Origin of the sequence: Pseudomonas sp. NC02 (assembly GCF_002874965.1) — a bacterium.
In the GTDB taxonomy this organism is placed as follows: domain Bacteria; phylum Pseudomonadota; class Gammaproteobacteria; order Pseudomonadales; family Pseudomonadaceae; genus Aquipseudomonas.
In genome coordinates, this window is record NZ_CP025624.1 from 2,667,974 (window position 1) to 2,691,736 (window position 23,763).

The 23,763-nt window shown below is 63.2% G+C and carries 20 protein-coding genes and 1 pseudogene; 14 read left to right on the forward strand and 7 right to left on the reverse strand.

The window, feature by feature from the left end; genetic code table 11:
- Window positions 1-17 precede the first annotated feature (17 nt).
- The 5 genes from C0058_RS12665 (at window position 18) to feaR (ending at window position 4,701) form a co-directional block, all read left to right on the forward strand.
- The gene (locus tag C0058_RS12665; protein WP_003208861.1) at window positions 18-1,301 is read left to right on the forward strand and encodes a Rieske 2Fe-2S domain-containing protein; all 1,284 of its coding nucleotides are present in this window, start codon (window positions 18-20) and stop codon (window positions 1,299-1,301) included.
- Window positions 1,298-1,789 (forward strand): aromatic-ring-hydroxylating dioxygenase subunit beta, encoded by a 492-nt coding sequence (locus C0058_RS12670; protein ID WP_008431075.1) that lies wholly within the window; start codon window positions 1,298-1,300, stop codon window positions 1,787-1,789. The genes C0058_RS12665 and C0058_RS12670 overlap by 4 nt, the downstream gene beginning before the upstream one ends.
- Window positions 1,790-1,928: 139 nt before the next feature.
- Complete coding sequence (locus C0058_RS12675) at window positions 1,929-2,669, forward strand: SDR family NAD(P)-dependent oxidoreductase (RefSeq protein ID WP_102368718.1); 741 nt, start codon at window positions 1,929-1,931, stop codon at window positions 2,667-2,669.
- A 100-nt stretch (window positions 2,670-2,769) separates the two neighbouring features.
- Window positions 2,770-3,720, forward strand: coding sequence for a PDR/VanB family oxidoreductase (locus C0058_RS12680; protein ID WP_102368719.1), 951 nt, complete (start codon window positions 2,770-2,772; stop codon window positions 3,718-3,720).
- Window positions 3,721-3,780: 60 nt separating this feature from the next.
- Window positions 3,781-4,701: a transcriptional regulator FeaR gene (gene feaR / locus C0058_RS12685; RefSeq protein ID WP_102368720.1), complete on the forward strand. Its 921-nt coding sequence runs from the start codon at window positions 3,781-3,783 to the stop codon at window positions 4,699-4,701.
- Window positions 4,702-4,961: 260 nt separating this feature from the next.
- Here feaR and C0058_RS12690 read toward each other — a convergent pair whose 3' ends face one another.
- Window positions 4,962-5,567, reverse strand: coding sequence for a response regulator transcription factor (locus C0058_RS12690; RefSeq protein ID WP_102368721.1), 606 nt, complete (start codon window positions 5,565-5,567; stop codon window positions 4,962-4,964).
- A 219-nt stretch (window positions 5,568-5,786) separates the two neighbouring features.
- Here C0058_RS12690 and hpaC point away from each other — a divergent pair, with 219 nt between their 5' ends.
- Window positions 5,787-6,299: a 4-hydroxyphenylacetate 3-monooxygenase, reductase component gene (gene hpaC / locus C0058_RS12695; protein WP_003212611.1), complete on the forward strand. Its 513-nt coding sequence runs from the start codon at window positions 5,787-5,789 to the stop codon at window positions 6,297-6,299.
- 130 nt (window positions 6,300-6,429) lie between these two features.
- On the opposite strand, the gene C0058_RS33235 is transcribed toward hpaC, so the two are convergent.
- The 3 genes and pseudogenes from C0058_RS33235 to C0058_RS12705 form a co-directional block, all read right to left on the reverse strand.
- Window positions 6,430-7,260 carry a methyl-accepting chemotaxis protein gene (locus C0058_RS33235; protein WP_371132386.1) on the reverse strand — a complete coding sequence of 277 codons (831 nt, stop codon included), beginning with the start codon at window positions 7,258-7,260 and terminating at the stop codon, window positions 6,430-6,432.
- Window positions 7,261-7,284: 24 nt separating this feature from the next.
- A pseudogene (locus C0058_RS33240) lies at window positions 7,285-8,571 on the reverse strand (HAMP domain-containing protein); the annotation flags it as partial.
- 53 nt (window positions 8,572-8,624) lie between these two features.
- The gene (locus C0058_RS12705; RefSeq protein WP_003212614.1) at window positions 8,625-9,947 is read right to left on the reverse strand and encodes a hypothetical protein; all 1,323 of its coding nucleotides are present in this window, start codon (window positions 9,945-9,947) and stop codon (window positions 8,625-8,627) included.
- Between the two features lie 226 nt (window positions 9,948-10,173).
- Here C0058_RS12705 and C0058_RS12710 point away from each other — a divergent pair, with 226 nt between their 5' ends.
- The 6 genes from C0058_RS12710 to C0058_RS12745 all read left to right on the forward strand — a co-directional run bounded on the left by C0058_RS12710 (window position 10,174) and on the right by C0058_RS12745 (window position 18,091).
- The gene (locus C0058_RS12710) at window positions 10,174-10,563 is read left to right on the forward strand and encodes a cytochrome c family protein (protein ID WP_003212617.1); all 390 of its coding nucleotides are present in this window, start codon (window positions 10,174-10,176) and stop codon (window positions 10,561-10,563) included.
- 13 nt (window positions 10,564-10,576) lie between these two features.
- A complete protein-coding gene (locus tag C0058_RS12715; protein ID WP_008431084.1) occupies window positions 10,577-12,067 on the forward strand; it encodes an aldehyde dehydrogenase family protein in 1,491 nt (496 codons plus the stop codon).
- 928 nt (window positions 12,068-12,995) lie between these two features.
- Window positions 12,996-13,505, forward strand: coding sequence for a sigma-70 family RNA polymerase sigma factor (locus C0058_RS12730; RefSeq protein WP_008431452.1), 510 nt, complete (start codon window positions 12,996-12,998; stop codon window positions 13,503-13,505).
- 8 nt (window positions 13,506-13,513) lie between these two features.
- Window positions 13,514-14,473, forward strand: coding sequence for a FecR domain-containing protein (locus C0058_RS12735; protein WP_102368723.1), 960 nt, complete (start codon window positions 13,514-13,516; stop codon window positions 14,471-14,473).
- Between the two features lie 91 nt (window positions 14,474-14,564).
- Complete coding sequence (locus C0058_RS12740; RefSeq protein WP_102368724.1) at window positions 14,565-16,358, forward strand: ABC transporter ATP-binding protein; 1,794 nt, start codon at window positions 14,565-14,567, stop codon at window positions 16,356-16,358.
- Complete coding sequence (locus C0058_RS12745; RefSeq protein WP_102368725.1) at window positions 16,352-18,091, forward strand: ABC transporter ATP-binding protein; 1,740 nt, start codon at window positions 16,352-16,354, stop codon at window positions 18,089-18,091. Before C0058_RS12740 ends, C0058_RS12745 begins: the two co-directional genes overlap by 7 nt.
- 34 nt (window positions 18,092-18,125) lie before the next feature.
- On the opposite strand, the gene C0058_RS12750 is transcribed toward C0058_RS12745, so the two are convergent.
- Complete coding sequence (locus C0058_RS12750) at window positions 18,126-19,865, reverse strand: dipeptidase (protein ID WP_102368726.1); 1,740 nt, start codon at window positions 19,863-19,865, stop codon at window positions 18,126-18,128.
- Between the two features lie 329 nt (window positions 19,866-20,194).
- Between C0058_RS12750 and C0058_RS12755 the strand changes: the two genes are divergently transcribed.
- A complete protein-coding gene (locus C0058_RS12755) occupies window positions 20,195-21,151 on the forward strand; it encodes a Dyp-type peroxidase (RefSeq protein WP_003220100.1) in 957 nt (318 codons plus the stop codon).
- Here the strand turns inward: C0058_RS12755 and C0058_RS12760 are convergent.
- The gene (locus C0058_RS12760; protein WP_003220102.1) at window positions 21,148-22,020 is read right to left on the reverse strand and encodes an undecaprenyl-diphosphate phosphatase; all 873 of its coding nucleotides are present in this window, start codon (window positions 22,018-22,020) and stop codon (window positions 21,148-21,150) included. The two genes, C0058_RS12755 and C0058_RS12760, sit on opposite strands and share 4 nt — an antisense overlap.
- A 189-nt stretch (window positions 22,021-22,209) precedes the next feature.
- Here C0058_RS12760 and C0058_RS12765 point away from each other — a divergent pair, with 189 nt between their 5' ends.
- Window positions 22,210-22,716: a GNAT family N-acetyltransferase gene (locus tag C0058_RS12765; RefSeq protein ID WP_032898758.1), complete on the forward strand. Its 507-nt coding sequence runs from the start codon at window positions 22,210-22,212 to the stop codon at window positions 22,714-22,716.
- Between the two features lie 4 nt (window positions 22,717-22,720).
- Here the strand turns inward: C0058_RS12765 and C0058_RS12770 are convergent, their stop codons facing one another.
- Window positions 22,721-23,677 carry a GlxA family transcriptional regulator gene (locus C0058_RS12770; RefSeq protein WP_102368727.1) on the reverse strand — a complete coding sequence of 319 codons (957 nt, stop codon included), beginning with the start codon at window positions 23,675-23,677 and terminating at the stop codon, window positions 22,721-22,723.
- Window positions 23,678-23,763 lie beyond the last annotated feature (86 nt).

Sequence of the window (23,763 nt, forward strand, 5' to 3'; positions counted from 1 at the left end):
GCCTTGAGGAGGGCTCCATGAGTACCCATGAATACCGGCTGATTGCCAAATCGAAAAGCCTCGACGAGTTGGTCAAGCACGATCGCGTCGACGTCTCGCTGTACAACGACCCGGCGCTGTTCGAGGCCGAACTGGAAAAGATCTTCTACCGCACCTGGGTCTGGGTCGCCCATGAAAGCGAAGTGCGCAACAGCGGCGACTTCAAGACCGCGACCATTGGCCGGCGCCCGGTGATTGTGGTGCGCGACAAGAAAGGCGCGATCAACGTGCTGGAAAACCGCTGCCGCCACCGTGGCGCCACGGTTTGCGAGAAGCACAAGGGCAACGCCACCGGCTTCACCTGCCCGTATCACAGCTGGTCCTATGGTTTGGACGGCAAGCTGCGGGCGCTGCCTTACCCGGACGGCTACGAAGGCATCCTGGAAAAGTCCGAGTTACCCCTGACCAGCCTGCGGGTGGACAGCTACGCCGGGATGGTATTCGCCAGCTATAACGACGATATCGAACCGTTGGCCGACTTCCTCGGCGGCGCCAAACACTGGATGGACCTGTTCATGAAGCAGGGCGCCGGCTACCCGATCAAGACCCAGGGCGAACACAAGTTCAGCTTCAAGGGCAACTGGAAGATCCAGCTGGAAAACACCACCGACGGCTACCACTTCCCGATCGTGCACAAGTCGTTCATGTCGTCGGTGGACGCCGAGACCTCGGAAATGCTCTCGTTCATGACCGACGAGCAGGCCGTCACCCATTCCCTGGGCAATGGCCACAGCGTGATGGTGATGGTGCCCGAGCATGTCGACCTGGACCACGACGACGGTACCGAGCAATTGCAGGAGCGTTTCGCCCACGTCACCGAAGAACTGTCGAAAACCATGGAGCCGGCCCAGGTGCGACGCATCGTGCGCTCGCTGCACGGCGCCGGGTTCAACCTCAACCTGTTTCCCAATGTCGCCATGTCGATGTCGTTCTTCCGGGTGCTGCGCCCGGTGTCGGTCACCGAGACCGAAATCCGCCACGTCGCCCTGGGCATGGAGGGCGGCCCACAGGTTGCCAACCGCGAGCGCCTGCGCATCCACGAACACTTCCAGGGCCCGTTCGGCTTTGGCAGCCCCGACGACGCCGAAGCCTGGGACCGGGTGCAACGCGGCTCGTATGCCGGCGTGGACGCACCGATCCTGGTCAACCGTGGCCTGAACCGCGAAGTGCTGGCCGACAACGGCGACAAGGTATCCCACGCCACTGATGAAGGCGGCATGCGCGGGGCCTATGACATGTGGAAAAGGATGATGAGCCAATGAACACCCTGACTGGTTTTACCGCACCGCTGGCCCAGGCCATCGAATTCATCTGGCGTGAAGCCGAACTGCTGGACCACAAGGACTACGTGCAATGGGCCGCGTTGTGGAGCGAGAGCGGGCGCTACGTCGTGCCGATCGACCCGGACACCGAGGATTTTGAAGCCAACCTCAACTACGCCTATGACGATGCGCGCATGCGTGACCTGCGCATCGAACGGCTGACGGCGGGGTATTCACCGTCAGCGGTGGATGCGGCGAAAACCGTGCGCAGTGTCTCGCGATTCACCCTGGTGGAAGCGGCGGGCGAGGTGGTGGAGGTTAACTGTGCGCAGCTGCTCTATGCCTACAAGCGCGGGGTGCACACGCCGTTCGTGGCCGACCTGAATTACCGCATCCGGTTCAGCGCCGGGGTCGCGACCCTGGAGCGCAAGGTGGTGCGGCTGATCAATTCCACCGACAGCCTGAGTGCACTCGGCTTTCTGTTGTAAGCACGATTCAAACAACGACACAAAACCAATGTGGGAGCGGGCTTGCTCGCGAATGCGGTGGATCAGTCGCCACATGCATTGACTGACACACCGCATTCGCGAGCAAGCCCGCTCCCACAGTTGAGATGAGGACATCCTGATGAACCGAATCGCGCTTGTAACCGGCGCCTCCCGTGGCCTCGGCGAATGCATCGCCCGGCGCCTGCACGCCGCAGGCTACCGCGTGGGCCTGGCGGATGTGCACCTGGACGGCGTGCAGCGCCTGGCCTCTGAACTCGACAACCGCGGCGAAACCGCCGTCGCCATCGAGCTGGATGTGCGCAACAAGGCCGATTTTATTCGCGCCCGGGACTTGCTCAACGAGCGCTGGGGCGGCACCGATATCCTGGTGAACAACGCCGGGGTGTCGAAAGTTGCGGCGCTGATGGACATCACACCCGAGGAATTCGACGAATCGATGGCGATCAACCTGCGGGGCACGTTCGTGGCCTGCCAGGTGTTTGGTGCGCATTTCGCCGAACGAGGGTTCGGGCGCATCGTCAATATCGCCTCCCTCGCCGGGCAAAACGGCGGAACTGCCACTGGCGCGCATTACGCCGCGGCCAAGGGCGGCGTGGCTACGCTGACCAAGGTCTTCGCCCGTGAACTGGCGCCCCGGGGCGTGACGGTCAACAGCATTTCGCCAGGCCCGCTTGATTTGCCGGTGGTGCGCGAAACCGTGGCGCCGGAGCGCCTGGAGCAGATCCTCAAGATTATCCCGACGGGCACCCTCGGCGACCCGCACACCATCGCCGACACCGTGCTGCTGTTGATCGCCGACCACGCCGCCTCGATCACGGGCGCGTGCTGGGACATCAACGGCGGGCTGTTCATGCGCTAGTCATCGCCGAAGAGAGTGGGCCTGCTGCGCAGTCCAGCGGGAGCAAGCTCCCTCGCCACAGGTTAGCGTTCAACCGAAACAACAGGATTCAGGTGCTGCAATGATGAAGGTGAAGATCGAACGCATCGTCGATGAAGCGCTGGATATCCGTTCCTTTCGCCTCGTGCGCAGTGACGGCCAGCCCCTCGACAGTTATGAGCCCGGGGCCCATGTGGACCTCACCGGGCCAACCGGCGTCACCCGCCAGTATTCGCTGTGCAGCCCGCCCCACGATGGCCGCGCGTACCTGGTGGCGGTGAAGAAAGAGGCGCAATCCCGTGGCGGCTCCCTGGCCCTGCATGAGCAGGTGCGGGAGGGCATGGAACTGGAGATGGGCGCGCCGCGCAACCTGTTCCGCCTCGACCCGGAGGCGCCGGCCCATGCGCTGTTTGCCGCCGGTATCGGGGTGACGCCGCTGTTGAGCATGGCCTATCGACTGGCCGACAGCGGCCAGCCGTGGCGCCTGCACTATTTTGCACGTTCGGCGCAGTACGCGGCGTTTACCCAGCTGTTGGCCGATACATTCGGCGAGCATGTGCAGTTTCACTATGGCGTCGAGCCGGGCGCGCTGGATGCGGCCTTGAGCGCCTGCCTGGACCAGGCGGGCGCGGTTGCCCACGTCTACACCTGCGGCCCCGCACCGTTCATGCACAAGGTGGTGGAAGTGGCGGCCCGCAGCCGTCCCGAGGAGGCGATTCACCTGGAGCACTTCCAGGCCGACCCGGCGGCGAACGCCGGGCCCAGCGGTGGTTTCGAGGTGGAGCTGGCCAGCTCCGGCGCGGTGCTGCAAGTACCGGCGAATACCAGCCTGGTGGACGTATTGCAGGCCCACGGTTGCGACATCGACACCGAGTGCCGCGAAGGCCTCTGCGGCACCTGCATTGTCGAGGTGCTGGAAGGCGTGCCCGAGCACCGTGACAATTGCCTGTCGACCAAGGAGAAGGCCGCCAACCGGCAGATTTGTGCGTGTGTTTCCCGGGCGGTTTCCGCTCGTCTGGTATTGGATATTTGATCGGCGCTACCCGTAAGATTGCTGGGACCAAAAAAATAAAAAATGTGAGGCCTTGCGGTCATGATGAGTTCAACGGTGCAACGTAACGAATCGTTCGAGCGTTGGTTACAGCAGGTTAACCAGGCCTGTGGACGCTTCGATGCCAGGGCCCTGGGCGCGGGGTTTTATGGGGAGTTGAGCGAGTTTCGCAGCGGCGCGATCAAGCTCAGCGTGGTCGATATGGCCCAGGTGCATCTGTATCGCAGCAGCAAGGAAGTCAGTACGGGCAATGAAGGGCACTACTACGCGGTGTTCCAGTTGCAGGGCAGCGCACAGCTGGAACAGGGCGACAACCGTGCGCAACTGGGCTGCGGTGACATCGCCCTGATCGACGCCTGCCGCCCCAGTGACATGACCTACCACGACAACTCCCGGCAATTGTCGCTGATCCTGCCGCGCCAGGTGGTGGAGCGCGGTTCGCACTTCACGACGGTCAACTGCGCGACGCGGATCTCGGCGCGCACGCCGTTGGCGCTGATGGCCAGCCAGATGGTGCTCGATACTCGCCAGCAAAACGACCTGGGCATGCAGGAAAGCGAAGCCGTGCTGGATGCATTGGTCAGCCTGCTGCTGCCGGGGATCAGCGCCCGGGACAACGGTGTGGACACCCAGGAACGGCAGTTTCGCAAGACCATCGCCTACATCGATGCGCACATCGGCGCCGAAGAACTCTGCCCCGAGCTGATCGCCCGGGAAGTCGGAGTGTCGGTGCGCGGGCTGTACCGGATGTTTTCCAAGCGCGGGCTGGTGGTGGCGCAATACATCAAGCACCGACGCCTGGATTTCTGCGCCGAAACCCTGCGCCATTCGCCGGCGGAGCAGAAGCTGTCGGCACTCTGTTATGCCTGGGGCTTCTCCGACTCCAGCTACTTCTCATCGGCGTTCAAGTCGCGCTTCGGCGTGTCACCGGGCGAGTACCGCAAGCGCTATAGCCATCATTGATGCGTGCCGCTCCCGAACCTGGAATGCATTTTCCTGTGGGAGCCGGGCTTGCCCGCGATGCAGGCCACTCGGTCTGACAGGTACACCGCAGCGATCCCATCGCAGCCTCGCTGAAGCTCGACAGCTCCCACATTGGAATGAGGTCAACTGTGGGAGCTGGCTTGCCTGCGATGCAGGCCACTCGGTCTGACAGGTAAACCGCAGCGATCCCTTTGCAGCCTCGCCAAGGCTCGACAGCTCCCACATTCAATCATCGCGCCCTAGGGATACAACACCTCGCGGACCAGCATGGCGATGCTGGTCACGCCCATCTTTTCCTTGATCTTGGTGCGGTGCACGTCAACGGTCTTCACGCTGATGTTCAGCTCGCGGGCAATCACCTTGCTCGCCTTGCCGTCCACCACCAGCATCAACACTTCTCGCTCCCGGCTCGTCAGCAGCGCCAGCTTGCCTTGCAGGTGCTCGCGCTGTTCCTGGTCGGCCTGGGCCTGTACAGCGGTCTTCAGTGCGGCCTGGATGCGGTCGATCATCTGTTGCGGGTTGTAGGGCTTCTCGACGAAATCCAGCGCGCCGTTTTTCATTGCGGTGACCGACATCGGTATGTCGCCGTGGGCCGACACGAAGATGGTCGGCAAGGTACTGCCGCGCCGGTTGAGGATCTCCTGCAACTGGAAGCCGCTGGTCTGCGGCATGCGCACGTCCAGCACCAGGCAGGCGGGCTGGCGCGGGTCGTAGTGCGCAAGGAACTCTTCGGCCCCGGCGAAACATTGGGCCTTTATGCTGACCGACTCCAGCAGCCAGGCCAGCGAGGTACGCAGGTCTTTGTCGTCATCAACGATGTAAACAATCGGTGTGCGAATTTCCATCAGGGACTGCCACGAGAATTTCTAATTGTTGTTTTCGCACGCGGGCACGCTGCGGCGGACATTGGCTCATCTGTGGAGCCTTGCCAGCAGAATACCCAGTGTGAACGGCCCTGACGATAAAGAAACCACCTAGTCGGCATGGGGATCGTCTGAATGGTCGCGCCGCACGGGGCGTCTTAGTCTTGTGGCATCACCCACGGACCGTAAAGGGGCACCGACATGGCCGACCTGAGCCAGCAGCAAATCGACTTTCGCAACGCCATGGCGCAACTGCCGGCCGCGGTGAACATCATCACCACCAACGGCCCGGGCGGGCGTTGCGGGATCACGGCGAGTGCGGTGTGCTCGGTGACGGATTCGCCCCCCACGGTGTTGGTGTGCGTGAACCGCGGGAGTGCGACCCATGATGTGTTCCGTACCAATGGGCAGCTGTGCGTGAACGTGCTGTGCGGGGAGCAGGAAGAGCTGGCGCGGCACTTTGCCGGGATGACCCAGGTGCCCATGGCGGAGCGGTTTGCCTGGGACCTGTGGGACGGAGGCGAGGCGGGGGTGCCGGTGCTGCGGGATGCGCTGGTGCAGCTGGAAGGGCGTATCAGTGAGTGCAAGGAGGTAGGGTCGCATTCGGTGATGTTCGTGGAATTGTCGCGGGTTGGGGTGCGGGGGCAGGGCGACAGCCTGGTGTACTTCAACCGGCTGTTTCACCGGATTGAGCATGCTGGCGCCCATTGCTGAAGATGCAGGGGATCAAATGTGGGAGCGGGCTTGCTCGCGAAGGCGGTGTATCAGAAACCTATTCATTGGCTGACACTCTGTCTTCGCGAGCAAGCCCGCTCCCACATGGGGCCTGCGGGGTAGTTGTTGGTCAGATGCGAAAGCTGCCCACCAGCTGATTCAAGCGTTCCGCTTCACGCTCAAGCTCGGTACAGGCCTGCAGCGTCGACTGCAGGTTTTCCACCCCGGCCTGGTTCAGCATATTGATCTCGGTAATGTCCACATTCAGCGCTTCCACCACCGACGTCTGTTCCTCGGTCGCCGCCGCCACCGACTGGTTGACGTTATCAATCTCGCCAATCCTCTGCGTCACACTGGCCAGCCGCGTACCCGCCAGGTTGGCGATGCTCACGCTTTCCTCGCTGTGCTGCTGGCTCTCGGTCATGGTGCTGACGGATTCCCGTGCGCCCACCTGCAACTCTTCGATCATCTGCTGAATCTCCAGCGCCGACTCCTGGGTGCGATAGGCCAGGCTGCGCACCTCATCGGCCACCACCGCAAACCCGCGCCCGGCCTCACCGGCCCGGGCCGCTTCAATGGCGGCGTTCAGTGCCAGCAGATTGGTCTGCTGGGAGATGCCCTTGATCACCTCCAGGATTTGCCCGATGTTCACCGTCTTGTGATTCAGCGCATCGATGTGCACGCACGAGGCGCTGATCTTGCCCGACAGTTCATTCATCACGGCAATCGTGCGCTCCACCACCTGGCGCCCGTCCTCAGCCTGTTGCCGGGCGCCGGAGGCTTGCTGCGAAGCGTCGGAGGCATTACGGGCGATTTCCTGGGCGGCGGCGCCCAGTTCGTTGATCGCCGCCGCGACACTGTTGGTGCGGGTCGCCTGTTCATCGAAGTTGTTCAGCGAGGAATTCGAGGCCAGCAGCACCCGCTTGACCACCTGGTTGACCCCGAGCCCCGCTGAAGACACTTCGCGAATTGACTGGTGGATACGTTCGACAAAACGGTTGAAGGCGCTGGCCAACTGGCCGATCTCGTCCCGGGATTGCACCTCCAGCCGCCGCGTCAGGTCGCCTTCGCCCCGGGAAATGTCCTCCATCACCCGGGTCAGGGTTTGCAGCGGCCGGGTGATGCGCAGCGCGGCGTACCAGATCAACAGCAGGCCGAGCAGGGCCGAGCCGCCACCCAGCAGCAGTTCCAGGGCGGTGCTTTTCACCCCTTGGGCATCGAGTTGCTGTTGCAGCGCAGTGACCGGCGCCAGCAGCACCGACTGCGGCACGCCCACCAGAACGCCCCACGGTGCGGCACCGGCAATCGGTGCCAGCGGTTCGAGTAGCTTGATTTGCTGTTGATCGACAAAGGTTTGCGGTTGCCCCTGGCGCAACGCGTCCAGTACCTGGGCGCCATCGTGCATGACTTCGCTGATCGGCTGCCCGAGGCGGCTGGCGTCCTCGCTATAGGCGGAAATCACGCCTTCGGGGCTGACGATGCTGACTTGCCCGTGGCCGTCGAACAGTTGCCCGGCGCTGGTATGGCTGGCCTGTTGCAAGGCCGCCAGGTTGATGTCCAGGCCAATCACCGCGATCACCTTGCCGTGCTCCATCAGCGGGAACGCAATGCTGGTCACCAGCTTGCGGCTGCCGGAAGCCTCGTCGAAATACGGCTCCAGCACACAGGCCCTGGCGGTGTCGCGGGCGCAGGTGTAGAAGGCGTTGTACGGCGCGCCGCTGGGGCCGGGCGAGGTATTGGCCAGCAGCGCTTCGTCGCCGACTACCGCTGTCAGTTCACCCGGGGTGGCCTGCACCCAGTATTGGGCGAAGCGCCCGGCCTCGTTGCTGCCGACGGCGGCCTGGTCGACGAAGTGGGCATCGTCACCGTCCAGGGCATTGGCTTCGAAAATGACGTAAATCCCGAGCAGGTCGGGCTTGTCGACCAGGGCCTGGCGCAGCTGGGTATTCAGCTCCTGGCGCAACTCTGGGCGGGTCAGTTTGCCCTGTTGTTGCAGTTGCCGCAGGTACAGCACATAACGCGACAAGCCCTGGCCGTATTCATGGGTTTGCATGAAGGTGCGTTGCACCTGCATGGCCTGAACTTGCCCCAGGGCCTGCATGTGTTCCTTGGCGGCGGCAGCGAGCATGTCGCTGCTGGCCTGGGCCACGTGCTGGCTGCTCTGGTGGGTCTGGTACAGCGACAGGCTCATCAGCAGGCCGACCACCAATAACAGGCAGAGGCCGGCGAGCAGGGCGATCTTGCTCTGGATCGTGAGGAATTTCTTGTGCATTGCGAAGGCCTTGGCCAGGCGGGGCGATGGCGGCGCCACCGCCCCGGCCGGGCTTAGAAGTTAGTGGCGAACACCACTTGGCTGTAGAGGTTTTTATCGTGGTTGCCCAGCTGCGTGCCCCCTTGCTCGGCGCTCTTGTCCGGCTGGTACAGGCCGATCAGCGGCATCACCGTCAGGTGGTCGTTGACGTGCCATTCGGCGTACAGGTCCAGCTCGTGGCCGTCGTTGTTGCCGAGGTTGCGGTCGATGGTCTTGAAGTCGAACAACACCGCGCCGACGTTGAGGTTCTGCAGGGGCGAAACCTTGAACGTGACGTTCTGGATGCGTGAGTTGTTGTTGAACGGCCCGGCGTAGTTGCCCGCCACTTCACCCTGGAACCAGGTGCCGTAGCCACGGCTGAAACCGTAGAACAGCGGGTCGAAGCCTTCCGAGAAGCGGCTGTAGCGGTAGCTCACATACGGCGTCCAGGTCACGTCGGAGAAGGTCCAGCCAGCTTCCAGGTACCAGGCGTCTTCGTTGCCGGTGTGGGGCTTGTCCTGCCAGGCGTATTCGCCGGACAGGAACAGGTTGGTCACCCCGGCATTGCCCGTGGCCCGCAGGCTATAGGTCTTCATGCCATCGCGTTCCAGCTGCGTGGGGGAGGCGTACTGCTTGTCGACGTCGGTGGTGTCGATGTACGTCAGCCCCACGGTGCCTTCGGCGGCCACGTGTTCGAGGGTGGCGACGTACATCTCGGTCTTGGCCTGGGCACGGTTATCGGACTTGAGCCACATCAGGTCGCTGCGCCAGCCGTCCTTGCCGCCCAGGCGCAACACGGCGGTTTCGTCGAAGGCCTTGCGGGCGGCGATGTAGTAGCCGCCGCCGCGATTGAGGTCGCCATCGGCCACGCCCTTGCCGAAGTTCAGCGCGTCGCCGTCAATCAGGAAACCGTCGCCGACCACGATGTTCTGGCGGCCGAAGGACAGGTCCACGCCATTCTCGCCCAGGGCCTCAAACAACTTGCCCGAGCGCCAGCCGAGGTAGGCGTCTTCGAATTTTGTGGTGCGCTCCGAACCGTCGCTGAAACCTGCGGCATCGCCGTCGCCCCAGGTGCCGGAACTCAGCAGGTTGGCCGCACCGTAGGTGGTGCCGGCGCCGCTGAAGCTTTTGTCGAAGCTCAGGCCGTACTTCACGTAGCCCTCGCGCCAGGACGAGGAGCCCTTGGCCAGGCGGCCGGATTGACTGTAGTTCTGCTGGCTGTGGAAGGCACCGAATACCGCTTCCAGCGTGGCGTTCAGATGACTGCTGTCATCGGCGTACAGCTCATAAGCGCCGGCCGGGTTGGCGCCGATCATCAGCGCGAGGGTCGAGAGACGAAGCAAGGGGGACTTGAGCATGGTGTGGCATCCATTCTTGTTCATGACCACAGGGTTGGGGTCTGCCGCGATACTAATGCTGGCGAAGTGACGTGCCTTTTGTCTGGTTGCCAAAGACTTGACTGTGCTTGCCAGAATCCACGGTTTGGCAGCCCGGCCAATACGACTGGCACGCAGGGCAAAACCCGAGCGACCTTGAGCCCTGACAATCGTCGGCAACTTCGATGATTTCCAAGGTCGTTTTTCTATGTTCACTGCACACAGATTTTCCCTGGCCGGCCTGCTGTCGCTGGTCCTGGCCCACAGCGCATTCGCCGCTGAATGCAGCCCTGACCAGAGCCGTGGCGCCCAGGTTTTCGCCAACGAATGCAGCGTGTGCCATGCGGTGGCGAAGGGCGGCGCGACAATGATGGGGCCAAACCTGGCAGGCGTTTACGGGCGTAAATCCGGCTCCCTGGCGGGCTTCAGCTACTCCCAGGCGATGCGTGACAAAAACGTCGAGTGGCAAGCCGAGACCATCGCGCAATTCATCACCCAACCCCAGGCGTTTGTGCCCGGCACCTACATGCCCTACATGGGCCTGGCTTCGGCCGACGATCGCCAAGCGGTCGCCTGCTTTCTCAAAGAACAACATTGAATACAGGTGAATCATGAGCAACGTTGAAATCCTGCCGCAGGTGGCTGCATTCCTGGACCGTCGTCATGGCTGCTTTATCGATGGCCAATGGGTATTTGCCGAGGGCGAACACATCAAGGTGATCAACCCGGCCACCGGGCAAACCCTTTGCGAAACCCTCGACGCGCCGCTGCACGTGGTGGAGCAGGCGGTGCAGTCGTCCCATGCGGCGTTCAAGTCCCGCGTGTGGTCGGGATTGCGCCCGGCCGACCGTGAGCGGATTTTGCTGAACTTCACCGCATTGGTTGAGGCCCATGCCGAGGAGCTGGCGCAGCTGGAAACCCTGAGCCAGGGCAAGTCGATCAACCTGGCGCGGGGGCTGGATCTGAATGCCACGGTGGAGTTCATGCGCTACATGTCGGGTTGGGCGACCAAGATTGAAGGGCAGACCTTTGACGTGTCGATCCCTTTGCCGCCGGGGGCCAGGTTCACTGCGTTCACCAAGCGCGAGCCAGTGGGCGTGGTGGTGGGCATCGTGCCGTGGAATTTCCCGCTGCTGATTGCGGCCTGGAAATTGATGCCGGCGCTGGCGACCGGGTGCACGGTGATCATCAAGCCGGCGATGGAAACGCCGCTGACGGCGATGCGCCTGGCGGAGCTGGCGCTGGAGGCGGGGATTCCGGCGGGGGTGTTCAACGTGGTGACCGGCGGCGGTGCGTCGGTGGGGGGCGTTCTGACTGCTCATCCGTTGGTGAGCAAGGTGTCGTTTACCGGTTCGACTGCGGTGGGCAAGAGCGTGGGGGTGGCGTGCATGGAGAATATGACGCGGTTTGCCCTGGAGTTGGGGGGCAAGAATCCGATGATCGTGTTGGCGGATGCGGATATTGATAAGGCGATCCAGGGGGCGATCCTGGGTGGGTTGCTGAACAACGGACAGGTGTGTGCGGCGGCTTCGCGCTTTTATGTGCATCGTTCGGTGTATGACCGGTTTGTCGAGGGGTTGGCGGCGGCGGTGTCGGCGATGCCGTTGGGGGCGGGGATGGATGGTGAGGCGGCGATTAATCCGTTGGTGTCGCGCAAGCAGCAGCAAGGGGTACTGCGCCATATCGAGCAGGCCCGGGCTGAAGGGGCGCGGGTGGTGATCGGTGGGGATGAGGTTGCGGGTGAGGGGTTTTATGTGCGGCCGACGATTTTGGCGGATATCGATCATGGGATGGCGGTGGCCCGGGAGGAGGTGTTTGGGCCGGTGTTGGGGGTGATGGCGTTTGATGATGAGGATGCGGTGATTGAGTTGGCCAATGACAATCGGTATGGGTTGGCGGCCAGTCTTTGGACCAATGATCTGGGTAAGGCGATGAACCTGGTGCCGCGGATCGAGGCGGGGACGGTTTGGGTGAATGCGCATGTGTTGCTGGACCCGGCGATGCCGTTTGGCGGGGTGAAGCAATCGGGGATGGGGCGGGAGTTTGGGCGGGCGGTGATTGAGGCTTATACCGAGCTGAAGTCGGTGTGTATTGCGCATTGATTGGGGGCATATCCGTTATTTAGGTAACGGCCACCTATGGTTTCGCTCTTACAGCGAGTCACTTTGCAAAAGCGGCAAAGTAACCAAAGCGCTCTGCCCCGCCTGTCGGCGCCTCGCCTAGGCTCGGCGTTCCCTCACTCCGGCAGCACGAAGCGGGCCGCCGCGACGGGCCATCCATGGCCCGGCGCGGCTAAACCGGCGTCCTGCCGGTTTACCCGCTGCGCAATACCTGCGTTCGGCCTCGGGCTTATTGGGGCAGTCAGATCAAGATCAAAAGCAAGAGCACAGCGGCCTGAAAGCCGACCTGAGTGTTAAAAGCCAGATCAAAAACCAGAGCGAAAGCAGAGCTGCTTTTCTGTAGGAGCTGGCTTGCCGGCGATGCAGACACCTCGGTGCATCAGGCACACCCAGTTGATGCCATCGCCGGCAAGCCAGCTCCTACATTTGAACCGTGCCCGCTTTAGCTTTTGATTTGGCTTTTAAACACTCAAGCCGGCCGGTAGGCCGCTGTGCTCTTGATCTGCTTTTGATCTTGATCTTGGGCGCCCCGTTAAACCACGCTGGCCGAACGCAGGCTTTGGAGCGTGGGTAACCCGGCAGGACGCCGGGTTAGCCGTCCTGGGCCAAGGATGGCCCATGACGGCGGCCCACGGTCCAAAGCCGGAGTGAGGGCACACCGAGCCTAAGCGAGGTGCCGAGTGGTGGGGCAAGAGCGTTTTGCTTACTTTTGCGCTTTTCAAAAGTGAGCCGCTGTAAGAGCGGAACCAATAGCAGCCGTGACCGCAGCAACGGATATGTACCCATAACCCCGCCATCCCCCCCGCTAGCCCCCGCATTGCACCCGCAGCCCAGAGCCGATAGTCTTGCAAATCATTACCAGCCCAATCGCCCCAGCACCCCCGGGCCCATTGGGTAAAAGGAGAGGTTTGTGAACATCGGACAGTTCGCCTTTCAACGCCAGGTTGAAAATCTATACGTCGACCACAACGCCTGGCTACGTACCCTGTTGCGGCGCAAGCTGGGCAACGCATTCGACGCCGCCGACCTGGCCCACGACGTCTACCTGCAACTCATGCGCAAGGGCCAACTCCCGCCCACCGCCGAATCCCGGCGACACCTGACCCAGATCGCCAACGGCCTGGTCATCGACCTCTACCGCCGCCGCCAGATCGAATCCGCCTACCTGCAAGCCCTGGCCCTGTTGCCCGAACCCTGCGCCCCCGATGAAGAAACCCGCGCCCTGGCCATCGAGGCCCTGATCCAAATCGACGCCGCCCTGCACAGCCTGCCACCCAAGGCGCGCCAGGCCCTGTTGCTGTGCAAGCTCGATGGCCTGAGCTACCGCGAGATCGCCGCCGAGCTACAGGTCTCCGTCTCCTCGGTGGAAAAGTACATCGCCGCCGGCCTGCTGGCCTGCTACCAGACCCTGTACGGCTGACCCTCGCAATGTCGACCGAGCAGCCAATCTCCCCGGATATCATCGAGCGCGCCGCCGCCTGGATGGCCCGCCTGTGGGCCGATGACGCCAGCGCCGAAGACCACGCCAACTGCCTGCACTGGCGCGCCGAACACCCCCATCACGAACTGGCCTGGACGCGCCTGCTGGGCTTCGAACAAAAACTCCACAGCATCCCCGCGCCGGTGGCCAGGCACAGCCTGGCCGAACCCGACGCTCCCGACTCCCCCGACCGCCGGAGCACCCTGCGCCTGCTGGGCCTGTTGGTCGCAGCCGGTGGCCTCACCTACGGCGTGCGCCACACCGACGCCTGGCAACTGGCGAGTGCCGGCCATAGCACCCGCACCGGCGAAGTTCGCGAAGTGGTATTGCCCGACGGTACCCGCCTGGTATTGGGCTCGGCTTCAGCAATTGACGTGCAGTTCGATGACGACCAGCGCCTGGTGCTGCTGCGGGCCGGCGAGGTCTTCATCACGACCGCGCCGTCACCCCGGCCGTTTCGGGTGCAGAGTCGCCAGGGCGTGTTTCATGCCCTGGGCACGCGCTTCAGCCTGCGCCAATGCGACGACGGCAACTGCCAGTTGGCCGTGCTTGAGGGCGCCGTGCAGGTACAGCCCGACCATGGCGCAGGTGCGCGGGTGGAGGCAGGTCAAGGCGCCACGGTTTCCAGGGACACCGTACAGCCGACTGCGGCGGTGACTGACCGCAGCATCGCCTGGGTCAAGGGCCTGTTGGTGGCCGATGGCACCCGGCTGGACGAACTGATCGCCGAGCTGGGACGCTACCGCCGCGGTGTACTGCGCTGTGCGCCTGAGGTGGCGATGCTGCGGGTCAGCGGTGTATTGCACCTGGACAATACCGACCTGGCGCTGGACAACCTGGCCGCCGCGTTGCCGATCCAGGTGGTGCGGCGCACCCGCTATTGGGTGACGGTCCGCGCCCCTGCCTGAAAATTCCTTGAGGTTTCGATTGAGGGTTTTGGCCGCTCGTTCGGAAGATAAGGTAAGGGCGAGCAAAGGCTCATTCAGTCAGGGAGACTTCATGAGTAACAAGGATGTGGCTGCGGCCAAACCCAGGGGGCGCGGCGCGGTCTCGCAAGTGTTGCGGCCGGTGCGCGGGCGACTGATCGCTGCGGCACTGCTGGCCGGTGTGGGCAGTATGCTGACGCTGGTGCCGCTGGGGGGCATTGTGCATATCGCCAGGGTCGCCCTCGGCGCGCCGTCGATGGCCCAGGCATCGGGCGAGGTCTGGTTGACCATCAGCCTCAGCCTGGCGAGCCTGTTCGCGGGCCTGCTGTTGATGACAGTTGCGGAGACGGTCGCGCACCTGGCCGACAACCACATCACTCGCCACTTGCGCCTGGCCATCGCCCAGCGCCTGAGCCAGGTGCCGCTGGGCTGGTTCACCGAGCGGGCGTCGGGCGAGGTCAAGCAGGCAATGCAGGACGATATCGGCACCCTGCATAGCCTGACTGCGCATTTCTACACCACCGTGGGCCGTTGTGCCGGGGCCGTGCTGCTGTCGGCGGCTTATCTGTTCATGGTGGACTGGCGCATGGCGCTGGTCTCGCTGTTGCCGTTTCCGGGGTTTTTGCTGTTTTTTACCCGGGCGATGAAAGCCAGCGGCAGCCACATGCAGTCCTTTGTCGAGCGCATGACCCGGGTCAATAACGCGGTGGTCGAGTTCGTCAACGGCATTCCGGTGGTCAAGGCCTTCGGTGCCACCGGCAAGGCCCACGCCAGTTACCGCAAGGCGGTAGATGAGTTCAGCGAAGCCTTCGTTGAGTTCACCCGTCCACTGGTGGGGACGATGGCCAATGCCAACGCGATGATCGCCCCGGTGACGGTGCTCGCCATGGTGCTGACGTTTGGCCTGGTGTTTGTCAGCCTGGGCTGGATCAGCGCGGTGGAGGTGCTGCCGTTCGCCATTGTCGCACCGGGCATTTGCGCGCCACTGCTGCTGCTGAGTTACATCGTGCATGATCTGGACAACGCCACCGGCGCGGCCCAGCGCGTGCAGGCACTGCTGGCGACGCCGGTGCTGGCGCAGGTGGAGCCGGGGTGCGAACGCTTGCCCAAGGACGCCGAAGTACGCGTCGAAAACCTCGGGTACGCCTATGACCCGCAGCACCCGGTACTGTCGAACATCAGCTTTACCCTCAAGCCTGGCACCGTAACCGCCATCGTCGGGGCCTCGGGTTCGGGCAAGTCGACCCTGGCGCGCCTGCTGCTGCGGTTTTTTGACCCGACCGAGGGGCGTATCACCCTGGGCGGCGTCGACCTGCGGCAGATCGAGACCTCGCAGCTCTACAACCTGATCGGCTTTGTGCTGCAAGAGGTGCGCCTGGTCCACGCCAGCGTTGCCGAAAACATCGCCCTCGGCCGGCCCAGCGCCAGCCGCAAGGAAATCGAGGCGGCCGCACGGGCCGCGAATATTCATGAGTGCATCATCGGCTTGCCACGGGGCTATGCCTCGGTGATTGGCGAGGACGCGCAGTTGTCCGGTGGCGAGCAGCAGCGTATCAGCATCGCCCGCGCAGTATTGCTGGCGCCGCCGGTGCTGGTGCTGGATGAACCCACGGCCGCCGCCGATGCCGCAAACGAGGTGGCAATCCAGGAGGCGCTGTCGCGCTTTGCCCAAGGGCGCACGTTGTTGGTGATTGCCCATCGCCTCGATACCGTGATGCACGCCGACCACATCATCGTGCTGGAAAACGGCCGTATTGTTGAACAGGGCACCCATCCTCGACTGATCGCGCAAGAGGGCCGTTATGCGCGCCTGTGGGCGTCGGGCGGTTACAAACAGACCCGCGAACAGGCGCTGCCGACATGCTGAAAACCTTTATCGAACTGTTGGGCGATGACGGGCCGGTCTTCCGTCGCTATGTCGGGAAAGTGATGTTCTACGGTGCGCTGTGCGGGCTGACCCTCGCCGCCCTGGTGCCGGTACTCACCGACATGCTCAACGGTGATCTGGCCGAAGCGGCGTTGTGGCTGGTGGTGTTCCTGGCGGCGGTGGCGACGTGTTGGGCCACGCGACGCGAGGTTGAAAAGGCTGGCGTCGCGGTGGGTGTGGCGGTGCTGCAAGGCGGGCGCCAGCGCATCGGCGACCATGTGGCCGAACTGCCTGTCGGTTGGTTCACGCCTGATAACACGGCGCGGCTCAACCAGGTGGTGACCCAGGGCATGATGGCCGTGGCCCAGCTGCCGGCCCATGTATTTACTCCGGTGCTCAGCGGCGTGGTGACGCCATTGGTGCTGGTACTGGCGTTGTTTGTGCTGCACTGGAAAATGGGCCTGATCGCCTTGCTGGCGTTGCCGATTCTCGGCGGCGCGTTCTGGCTCAGCGCCCGCCTTGGGCGGCGCGCCGACCGGGCGTTCCAGCGCAGCTCGGCCGACACCAGCCAGCGCATGCTGGAGTTCGCCCAGTCGCAGTCGGTGTTGCGTGCCTTCAGTGGCGGCGGCAGCTCGGTGTTCCTGCAACGGGCGATCGAGCAGCAGCACGCGACCGGGGCGCGCCTGATCCTGCTGTCCGCCACCTCGATTCTGCTGAACATGTGGCTGGTGCAGGTGGTGTTCGCGGCCTTGTTGATCGCCGCCGCGCTCTGGCTTGACGCTTACCTGGGAAATGCCTTGCACGTGGGCTCGGTGATTGCGGTGATGGTGTCGCTGTTGCTGGTCAGCCGCTTCATTGACCCGTTGCTGGAGGTGGCCGGCTATGGCGAAACGTTGCGCGGCGCCGGGGTGCAGCTTGAGGCGGTGCGCGAGATATTGGCCGCGTCGCCCCTGAAGGCGCCGAGCGCGCCGCAATCTCCACGGGATGCCTCGGTGGAATTGTTCGATGTGAGCTTTCGCCACGCGGCCGGTTCGCGGGACGTGCTGCGCGGGGTGAGCCTGCGTATTGAGCCCGGCAGCATGACCGCGCTGGTGGGGGCTTCCGGTTCGGGCAAGACCACGCTGTTGCGGTTGGTCGCACGGTTTTTCGAGGTCAGCCAGGGCCAGGTGTGCATCGCAGGCGTGGACGTGCGACAGATGTCCGGTGAGCAGCTCAACGCGCAGATCAGCCAGATCTTCCAGGACACGTACCTGTTCCAGGGCAGCGTCGCCGACAACATTCGCCTCGGCAAACCCGACGCCAGCGACGCACAAGTACTGGAGGCCGCGCGGCAGGCTGGCGTGCAAGAGATTATCGAGCGCCTGCCGATGGGCCTGTCGACCACGGTGGGTGAGGGCGGGGCACGCCTGTCCGGTGGCGAGCGTCAGCGTGTCGCGATCGCCCGTGCGTTGATCAAGGGCGCGCCGATCCTGCTGGTGGACGAAGCCACGGCAGCACTGGACGCCGAGAACCAGGCGGTCATCGCCGAAACCCTGGCACGCTTGCGCGGCACATGCACGCTGATCGTGATCGCGCATCAGTTGTCGACGGTGGTGATGGCCGACCAGATCGTGGTGCTCGATGAAGGCCGGATCGTGGAGCAGGGCACGCCTGAGCAATTGACCGCAAGGCAAGGGCGCTATGCCCGGTTCCTCGCGCAGCGGCGAGCATCGAAAGGCTGGCGTATCGCTTAGTGGACCCGCCAGGACGGCGGGTCCGAAGGGCAGGTCAGAGCTTCGGCAGTTGCCCGATGCGGCCCATCATTTCGGTGACGATCTGCAGGTCCAGCAGGAACTGGTCGACGGTCTTGAACTCGTTGTCGGTATGGCCGGTGTACTTGACCTCCGGCCGCGCCAGGCCGAATTGCACGCCGTTGGGCAGCTCATGCACCGAGGTAGCGCCGGCAGACGTGCCGTACTTGTGCTCCATGCCCAGGTTCTCGCTGGCCACCGCCAACAGCGCCTTGACCCACTCGCCCTCAGGGTTGCGGTACATCGGCTCGGCGATCGAGTAATCGAAGGTCACAGCCACGTGGTTTTTCTTGGTCCAGGCGCTGAGCTTGTCGGCGATTTCGGCCTTGAGCGCTTCCGGTGACTTGCCCTTTGGCACCCGCAGGTTGACCGCCAGCTTGAAGGTAGTTTCATCCTCGCCCACATAGGTCAGCGAGGTGGTCAGCGGGCCCATGAACGCATCGGAGAAGCCCACGCCCAGCTTGGCACCCAGGTAATCCAGGCCCCAGTTGTTGGCGGCGTAGTGCGCGGCGTCGGTGAACTGGTTGTGCTTGAGCGCGACCTTGCCGTCGAGGCTGTTGAGGAAGTCGAGGACCCTGGCTACCGGGTTCACCCCGGATTCCGGTTCGGAGGAGTGGGCGGACACGCCAGTGACGGTCAACTGAACGTCCTTGCCGACGACCTTGGCCGCCACTTCAAAGTCGCCGCCATTGCGCTTGGCGTACTCGCTGCCGGCCTTTTGCAGGCTGGCGGCCAGTTCGGCAGGCTTGTCGCTGAGCAATGTCACCACCGACGCCGACGGAATCTGGTTGGTGGCCTTGCCGCCGGTCATCGAGATGATTTCTGCGCCTTTGCCTTCAGCCTTGCGCTTGGGGAACTTGGCCATGACCGTGCCGTAGCCTTTCTCGGCGATCACCACCGGGTAGCCGCCGTCCAGCGCCAGGTTGTAGTTGGGCGTTGGGTTGTGCTCGAAGTAGTACGGGATCGCGTCGCCGGAGGTTTCCTCGGTGGTGTCCACCAGCAGCTTGAAATTGCGCGCCAGCGGCAGCTTCTCTTCCTTGATCACCTTCATCGCGTACATCGCCACCACGATGCCGTTCTTGTCATCCTCGGTGCCGCGACCATACATCCGGTCGCCGATCAGCGTGACCTTGAATGGGTCGAGCTTGGTGCCGTCCTTGAGTACCCAGTTTTCCGGGGTTACCGGTACCACGTCCGCGTGAGCGTGGATGCCGACCACTTCATCGCCGCTGCCTTCCAGGGAAATCTCGTAGACGCGGTTGTCGATGTTGCGGAAGTTCAGGTTGAACGACTCGGCCAGGCTCTTGATCTTGGCGGCGATCTTGATGAACTCGGGATTGTCGTGCTGGGCCACGCCGGCGACCTGGAAGGTCGGGATCTCCACCAGTTCACGCAGGGTTTCAGTGGCGGCCGCACCGTACTTCACCCGCGCATACAGGCCCAGCAGGCGATGGATTTCATTCTGCTGGTCGGCGCTCAGGTCCTTGTTGTCGAGAAAGGCACTGATGGCCGGGCCGAGGTTGTCGCTCTTGGCCACGTCATTCTTGGCCAGGCTGGCGAGGAACTGCCGGAAATCCTTGACCGAGGCATCGCTGAAGGTCTTCAGGATGACGGCGTTCTGTTGTGGGGTGAGGTTGGCTTGAGCTTGGGTGGTGAACACCGAAAGGCTGGCGGCCATCAGGGTGGCTACGGCCAGTTGCTTGAGGGAAAAATCCATTGCTGGGGGCATTCCTTTGCAGGGAGTGAGTGAGAAATGTCTGATCGAAAGGTCAGAAACAATTTCACACACTACCATCGGGAGGGCGTAGGAGGGGAGCCCCCGTTGTGGGATTTGTCCGGAGGAAATGCACAAGTGGCGCATAAACGAAAATCCAGTGTGGGAGCTGTCGAGCTTTAGCGAGGCTGCGATAGCGGTGGGTCAGGCAGCATCAATGTTTACACTGCTGCCGCCTTCGCAGCCTCGCTAAAGCTCGACAGCTCCCACAGGGTTAGGTGGTCTGCTAATCTGCGCTCGTTGAATCTCGACCGCCACCCGTGGACCTCTCAATGACATCGCCATCCGATCAAAACCTTGAACCCCAATCCGTCTGCAGCCCGATCACCAGCAGCGCCATTTTCATGGTCGCGACCCTGGCGCCTGGCAGTGACTCGGCTGAGGCGGTGCGCAGCTGGTGCGCCGATATCGCCGGCCTGGTGCGCTCGGTCGGCAAGCGTGTACCGGCGGGCAACCTGACGTGTGTCGCAGGGTTTGGCTCCAAGGCGTGGGACGCGCTGTTCGGAGGGCCGCGGCCAGCAGCGTTGCACCCGTTCAAGGAAGTGGGCGTGGCCGGGCGCCTGGCGCCGGCCACGCCGGGGGATATCCTGCTGCACATTCGTGCCGAGCAGATGGACCTGTGTTTCGAATTGGCCACCCAGTTGATGGCGGCGCTGGGGGATGCGGTGACGGTGGTGGACGAGGTCCAGGGTTTCCGCTATTTCGACATGCGCAGCATCATCGGTTTTGTCGACGGCACCGAGAACCCGGTCGGGCGCAAGGCGGTGGGTTTCACCATCGTCGGTGATGAGGATCCGGCGTTCAGCGGCGGCAGCTATGTAATGGTGCAGAAGTACCTGCACAACATGCAGGCCTGGAATGAATTGTCGGTGGAGGCGCAGGAGCGGGTGATCGGGCGCACCAAGCTGTCGGACATCGAGCTCGACGATGCGACCAAGCCGAGCAATTCCCACAGTGCATTGACCACCATCACCAAGGACGGCGAGGAAGTGAAGATCCTGCGGGACAACATGCCCTTTGGCCGGCCGGGCGCGGGGGAATTCGGGACGTACTTTATCGGCTACGCGCGCTCGCCAGAGCCTTTGGAGTTGATGCTGGAGAACATGTTTGTCGGCCGACCGGTCGGCAACTATGACCGCCTGCTGGACTTCAGCACGGCGGTCACCGGGGGCCTGTTCTTCATACCGTCTGCGGATTTGCTCGAAGAACTGGCCGACCGCGCGCCTTAGGCCAACAACCCGGTGCTCACCGCCACAATCAGGAATACCCCGAGCACCGCGCGGTAGATCACGAACGGCCAGGTGGAGAATCGCTCCAGGAACTTCATCAGGCCCCAGATCGCGAAGAACGCCGACACACTGGCGACCACCAGCCCGAAGATCAGGTGCGGCCAGGCGTGGGCGGGCAGGTCGGCGTGGAACAATACCCACAGCTCTTTCAGCCCCGCGAGGGCGATCGCCGGCAAGCCCAGCAGGAACGAAAACCGCGCCGCTTCTTCACGCTTGAAGTTGAGGAACAGTGCGGCGGTCAGGGTCGAACCCGAGCGGGAAACCCCTGGAATCAGCGCACCGATCTGCGCAATGCCGACAATCAGCGCATCCCGCAGGCGCATTTCGCCCACCGTGCGCTTATGCCTTGCGCTGAGTTCAGCCGCCGCCAGCAGCACCGCCATCACCAGGCAGGAAATCCCGATCACCATCAGCCCGCGCAGCGGCGAGTTGCAGGAGTTGAGGGTCGACGACAAGGCTATCCCGGCAATCCCGATCGGAATCGTCGCCAGCACAATGGCCACCGCCAGCTTGAACCACTGGTTGTTGTAGTCACCCTGGCGCACCGCAGTGATGCTGCCGACCGTGACCTGGCGTACATCCTTCCAGAAGTAACTGACCACTGCTGCCAGGGCGGCCAACTGCATGGCTGCGGAAAACGCCGAGCCGGGATCCGGCCAGCCGAGCAGGGCGGGCACGATGCGCATGTGGGCGGTGGAAGACACGGGCAACAATTCGGTGATGCCCTGAATGATGCCCAGGATGCCTATTTGCAGGTAATCCAGGGACGCAAAGCCGACATCGAGGCCGCTGGTGCAGACGTTTGTCAAAGTACTTATCCTGAAAGCAAGGGGAGGGAAGTGACGCGGAGTTTAGTCTAACTTTGTAACGATTTTGTCGTTGACACGAGAAAAGCGCGATCGGTTCAGCAAGCAGAAAGCTTGGCCGGTGTATTGGCATTGCAGGTGGCTTTGTTGACAATGGCGGCCTGTTTTTTTGCCGAGATGCCCATGCCTGCAATCCCCGATACCACCGTCGAACTGATCGAGACCGGCCCGGAACACGCCACGTTGATCGCCAACCTTTACCAGTTCTACGCCTACGAGTCCTCGGACTGGGAACAGGAAGATGTCGAGGTGGACGGTCGCTTCTACATCCATGAGGAGCACCTGGCCCGCTACTGGGAAGACCCGCAATGGAGCGCCAACCTGTTATTGGTCGATGGCTTTATCGCCGGTTTCCTGCTGATCGAAGGCAGCGAGTTGCCGGGGATCGATGCGCTGGAACTGGCGGACCTGTTCATTCTCAAACGCTACCGCCGCAAGGGCATTGGCCGCGCCATCGCCACTCAGGTGTTGAGCAGCGGCGAGGCGAACTGGCTGGTGCGTTTCTATGATCAGGATGAAGTGAGCCAGGCGTTCTGGCGCACGGTGTTGGATAACCTGCCGCGTCCGGTGCAGGCCATCGAGCTGGACGATGAGCCGAACCTGCTGAGCTTCCTGGTGACGCGGGCGGCGCTGCACTGAGGCATCAGCTAAACGCTGCGCCAGCCCCTGCACTGAACAATGCCGCCTGCATCGCCTGTGGCGGCTGGCCGAACTCCCGCAGGAACGCCTGGCGCATGCGCTCGCGATCACCGAACCCGGTCTCGCGGGCGACCACTTCCACCGGATGCCGACTGGTTTCCATCATTGCCCGGGCGGCTTCCACCCGCAGGGATTCGATGGCCTTGGCCGGGGTTTGCCCGGTCTCCTCGCGAAACACCCGGCTGAACTGGCGTGGGCTGAGCCGCGCCACGGCCGCCAGGGCCTCGACCGAAAGGTCGTGGGTCAGGTTCTCCCGGGCGTAGGCCAGGGCCAGCTGCACACGGTCGGACTTGGGGTCGAGTTCCAGCAACGCCGATAGCTGCGACTGTTCGCTGCCACGGCGCTGGGCAATCACCAGCTTGCGCGCGATGCGGCGGGCGAGGTCGCTGCCCAGGTCGTTCTCCACCATCGCCAGTGCCAGGTCCACCCCGGCGCTCATGCCGGCACCGGTCCAGATCTGGCCGTCGACCACGAACAGCTTGTCTTCCTCCAGGCGAATCTGCGGGTAGCGCTTGGCAAAGGCCGGTGCGTGCAGCCAGTGGGTGGTGGCGCGCTTGCCTTCAAGCAATCCGGCCTCGGCCAGCACGAAGATGCCCATGCACAACGAAGCAATCCGTCGCGACTGTTTGGACGCCGCCTGGACCAGCCTCGGCAGGCTGGCGTCAGGCAGTTGGAACTCCAGGTAACCGCTGACGATCAATGTGTCATAGCCCTCGGGCCGGATCGGCGTGCTGTTCACCGAGAAGCCCTGGGACGTCATGATCGGGCCGCCACTTTCCGACACCAGGTGAAATTCATACGCTTGCTCGCCACGCAGCAGATTCGCGCACTCGAACACCGAGCCCAGGCTGAGGCTCAAGGATTGAAAGTTCGGGTACACCATCAGCGCAATGCTGTGCATCTCATCTCTCCAGGGGGCGCGGAGCGGTGATTGTCGGCGTGTGCCAGGGAAACGGCAACCGCCTTGGCGCAATGTCCGGAATCCTT

Bases quoted from the DNA above. Each gene is read 5' to 3' on its own strand.
- C0058_RS12750 (WP_102368726.1), bottom strand. From the start codon at position 19,865: ATGGATTTTTCCCTCAAGCAACTGGCCGTAGCCACCCTGATGGCCGCC.
- C0058_RS12755 (WP_003220100.1), top strand. From the start codon at position 20,195: ATGACATCGCCATCCGATCAAAACCTTGAACCCCAATCCGTCTGCAGC.
- C0058_RS12710 (WP_003212617.1), top strand. From the start codon at position 10,174: ATGTTCACTGCACACAGATTTTCCCTGGCCGGCCTGCTGTCGCTGGTC.
- C0058_RS12770 (WP_102368727.1), bottom strand. From the start codon at position 23,677: ATGCACAGCATTGCGCTGATGGTGTACCCGAACTTTCAATCCTTGAGC.
- C0058_RS12665 (WP_003208861.1), top strand. From the start codon at position 18: ATGAGTACCCATGAATACCGGCTGATTGCCAAATCGAAAAGCCTCGAC.
- C0058_RS12705 (WP_003212614.1), bottom strand. From the start codon at position 9,947: ATGCTCAAGTCCCCCTTGCTTCGTCTCTCGACCCTCGCGCTGATGATC.
- C0058_RS12735 (WP_102368723.1), top strand. From the start codon at position 13,514: ATGTCGACCGAGCAGCCAATCTCCCCGGATATCATCGAGCGCGCCGCC.
- feaR (WP_102368720.1), top strand. From the start codon at position 3,781: ATGATGAGTTCAACGGTGCAACGTAACGAATCGTTCGAGCGTTGGTTA.
- C0058_RS12680 (WP_102368719.1), top strand. From the start codon at position 2,770: ATGATGAAGGTGAAGATCGAACGCATCGTCGATGAAGCGCTGGATATC.
- hpaC (WP_003212611.1), top strand. From the start codon at position 5,787: ATGGCCGACCTGAGCCAGCAGCAAATCGACTTTCGCAACGCCATGGCG.
- C0058_RS12675 (WP_102368718.1), top strand. From the start codon at position 1,929: ATGAACCGAATCGCGCTTGTAACCGGCGCCTCCCGTGGCCTCGGCGAA.
- C0058_RS12715 (WP_008431084.1), top strand. From the start codon at position 10,577: ATGAGCAACGTTGAAATCCTGCCGCAGGTGGCTGCATTCCTGGACCGT.
- C0058_RS12740 (WP_102368724.1), top strand. From the start codon at position 14,565: ATGAGTAACAAGGATGTGGCTGCGGCCAAACCCAGGGGGCGCGGCGCG.
- C0058_RS12670 (WP_008431075.1), top strand. From the start codon at position 1,298: ATGAACACCCTGACTGGTTTTACCGCACCGCTGGCCCAGGCCATCGAA.
- C0058_RS12745 (WP_102368725.1), top strand. From the start codon at position 16,352: ATGCTGAAAACCTTTATCGAACTGTTGGGCGATGACGGGCCGGTCTTC.
- C0058_RS12690 (WP_102368721.1), bottom strand. From the start codon at position 5,567: ATGGAAATTCGCACACCGATTGTTTACATCGTTGATGACGACAAAGAC.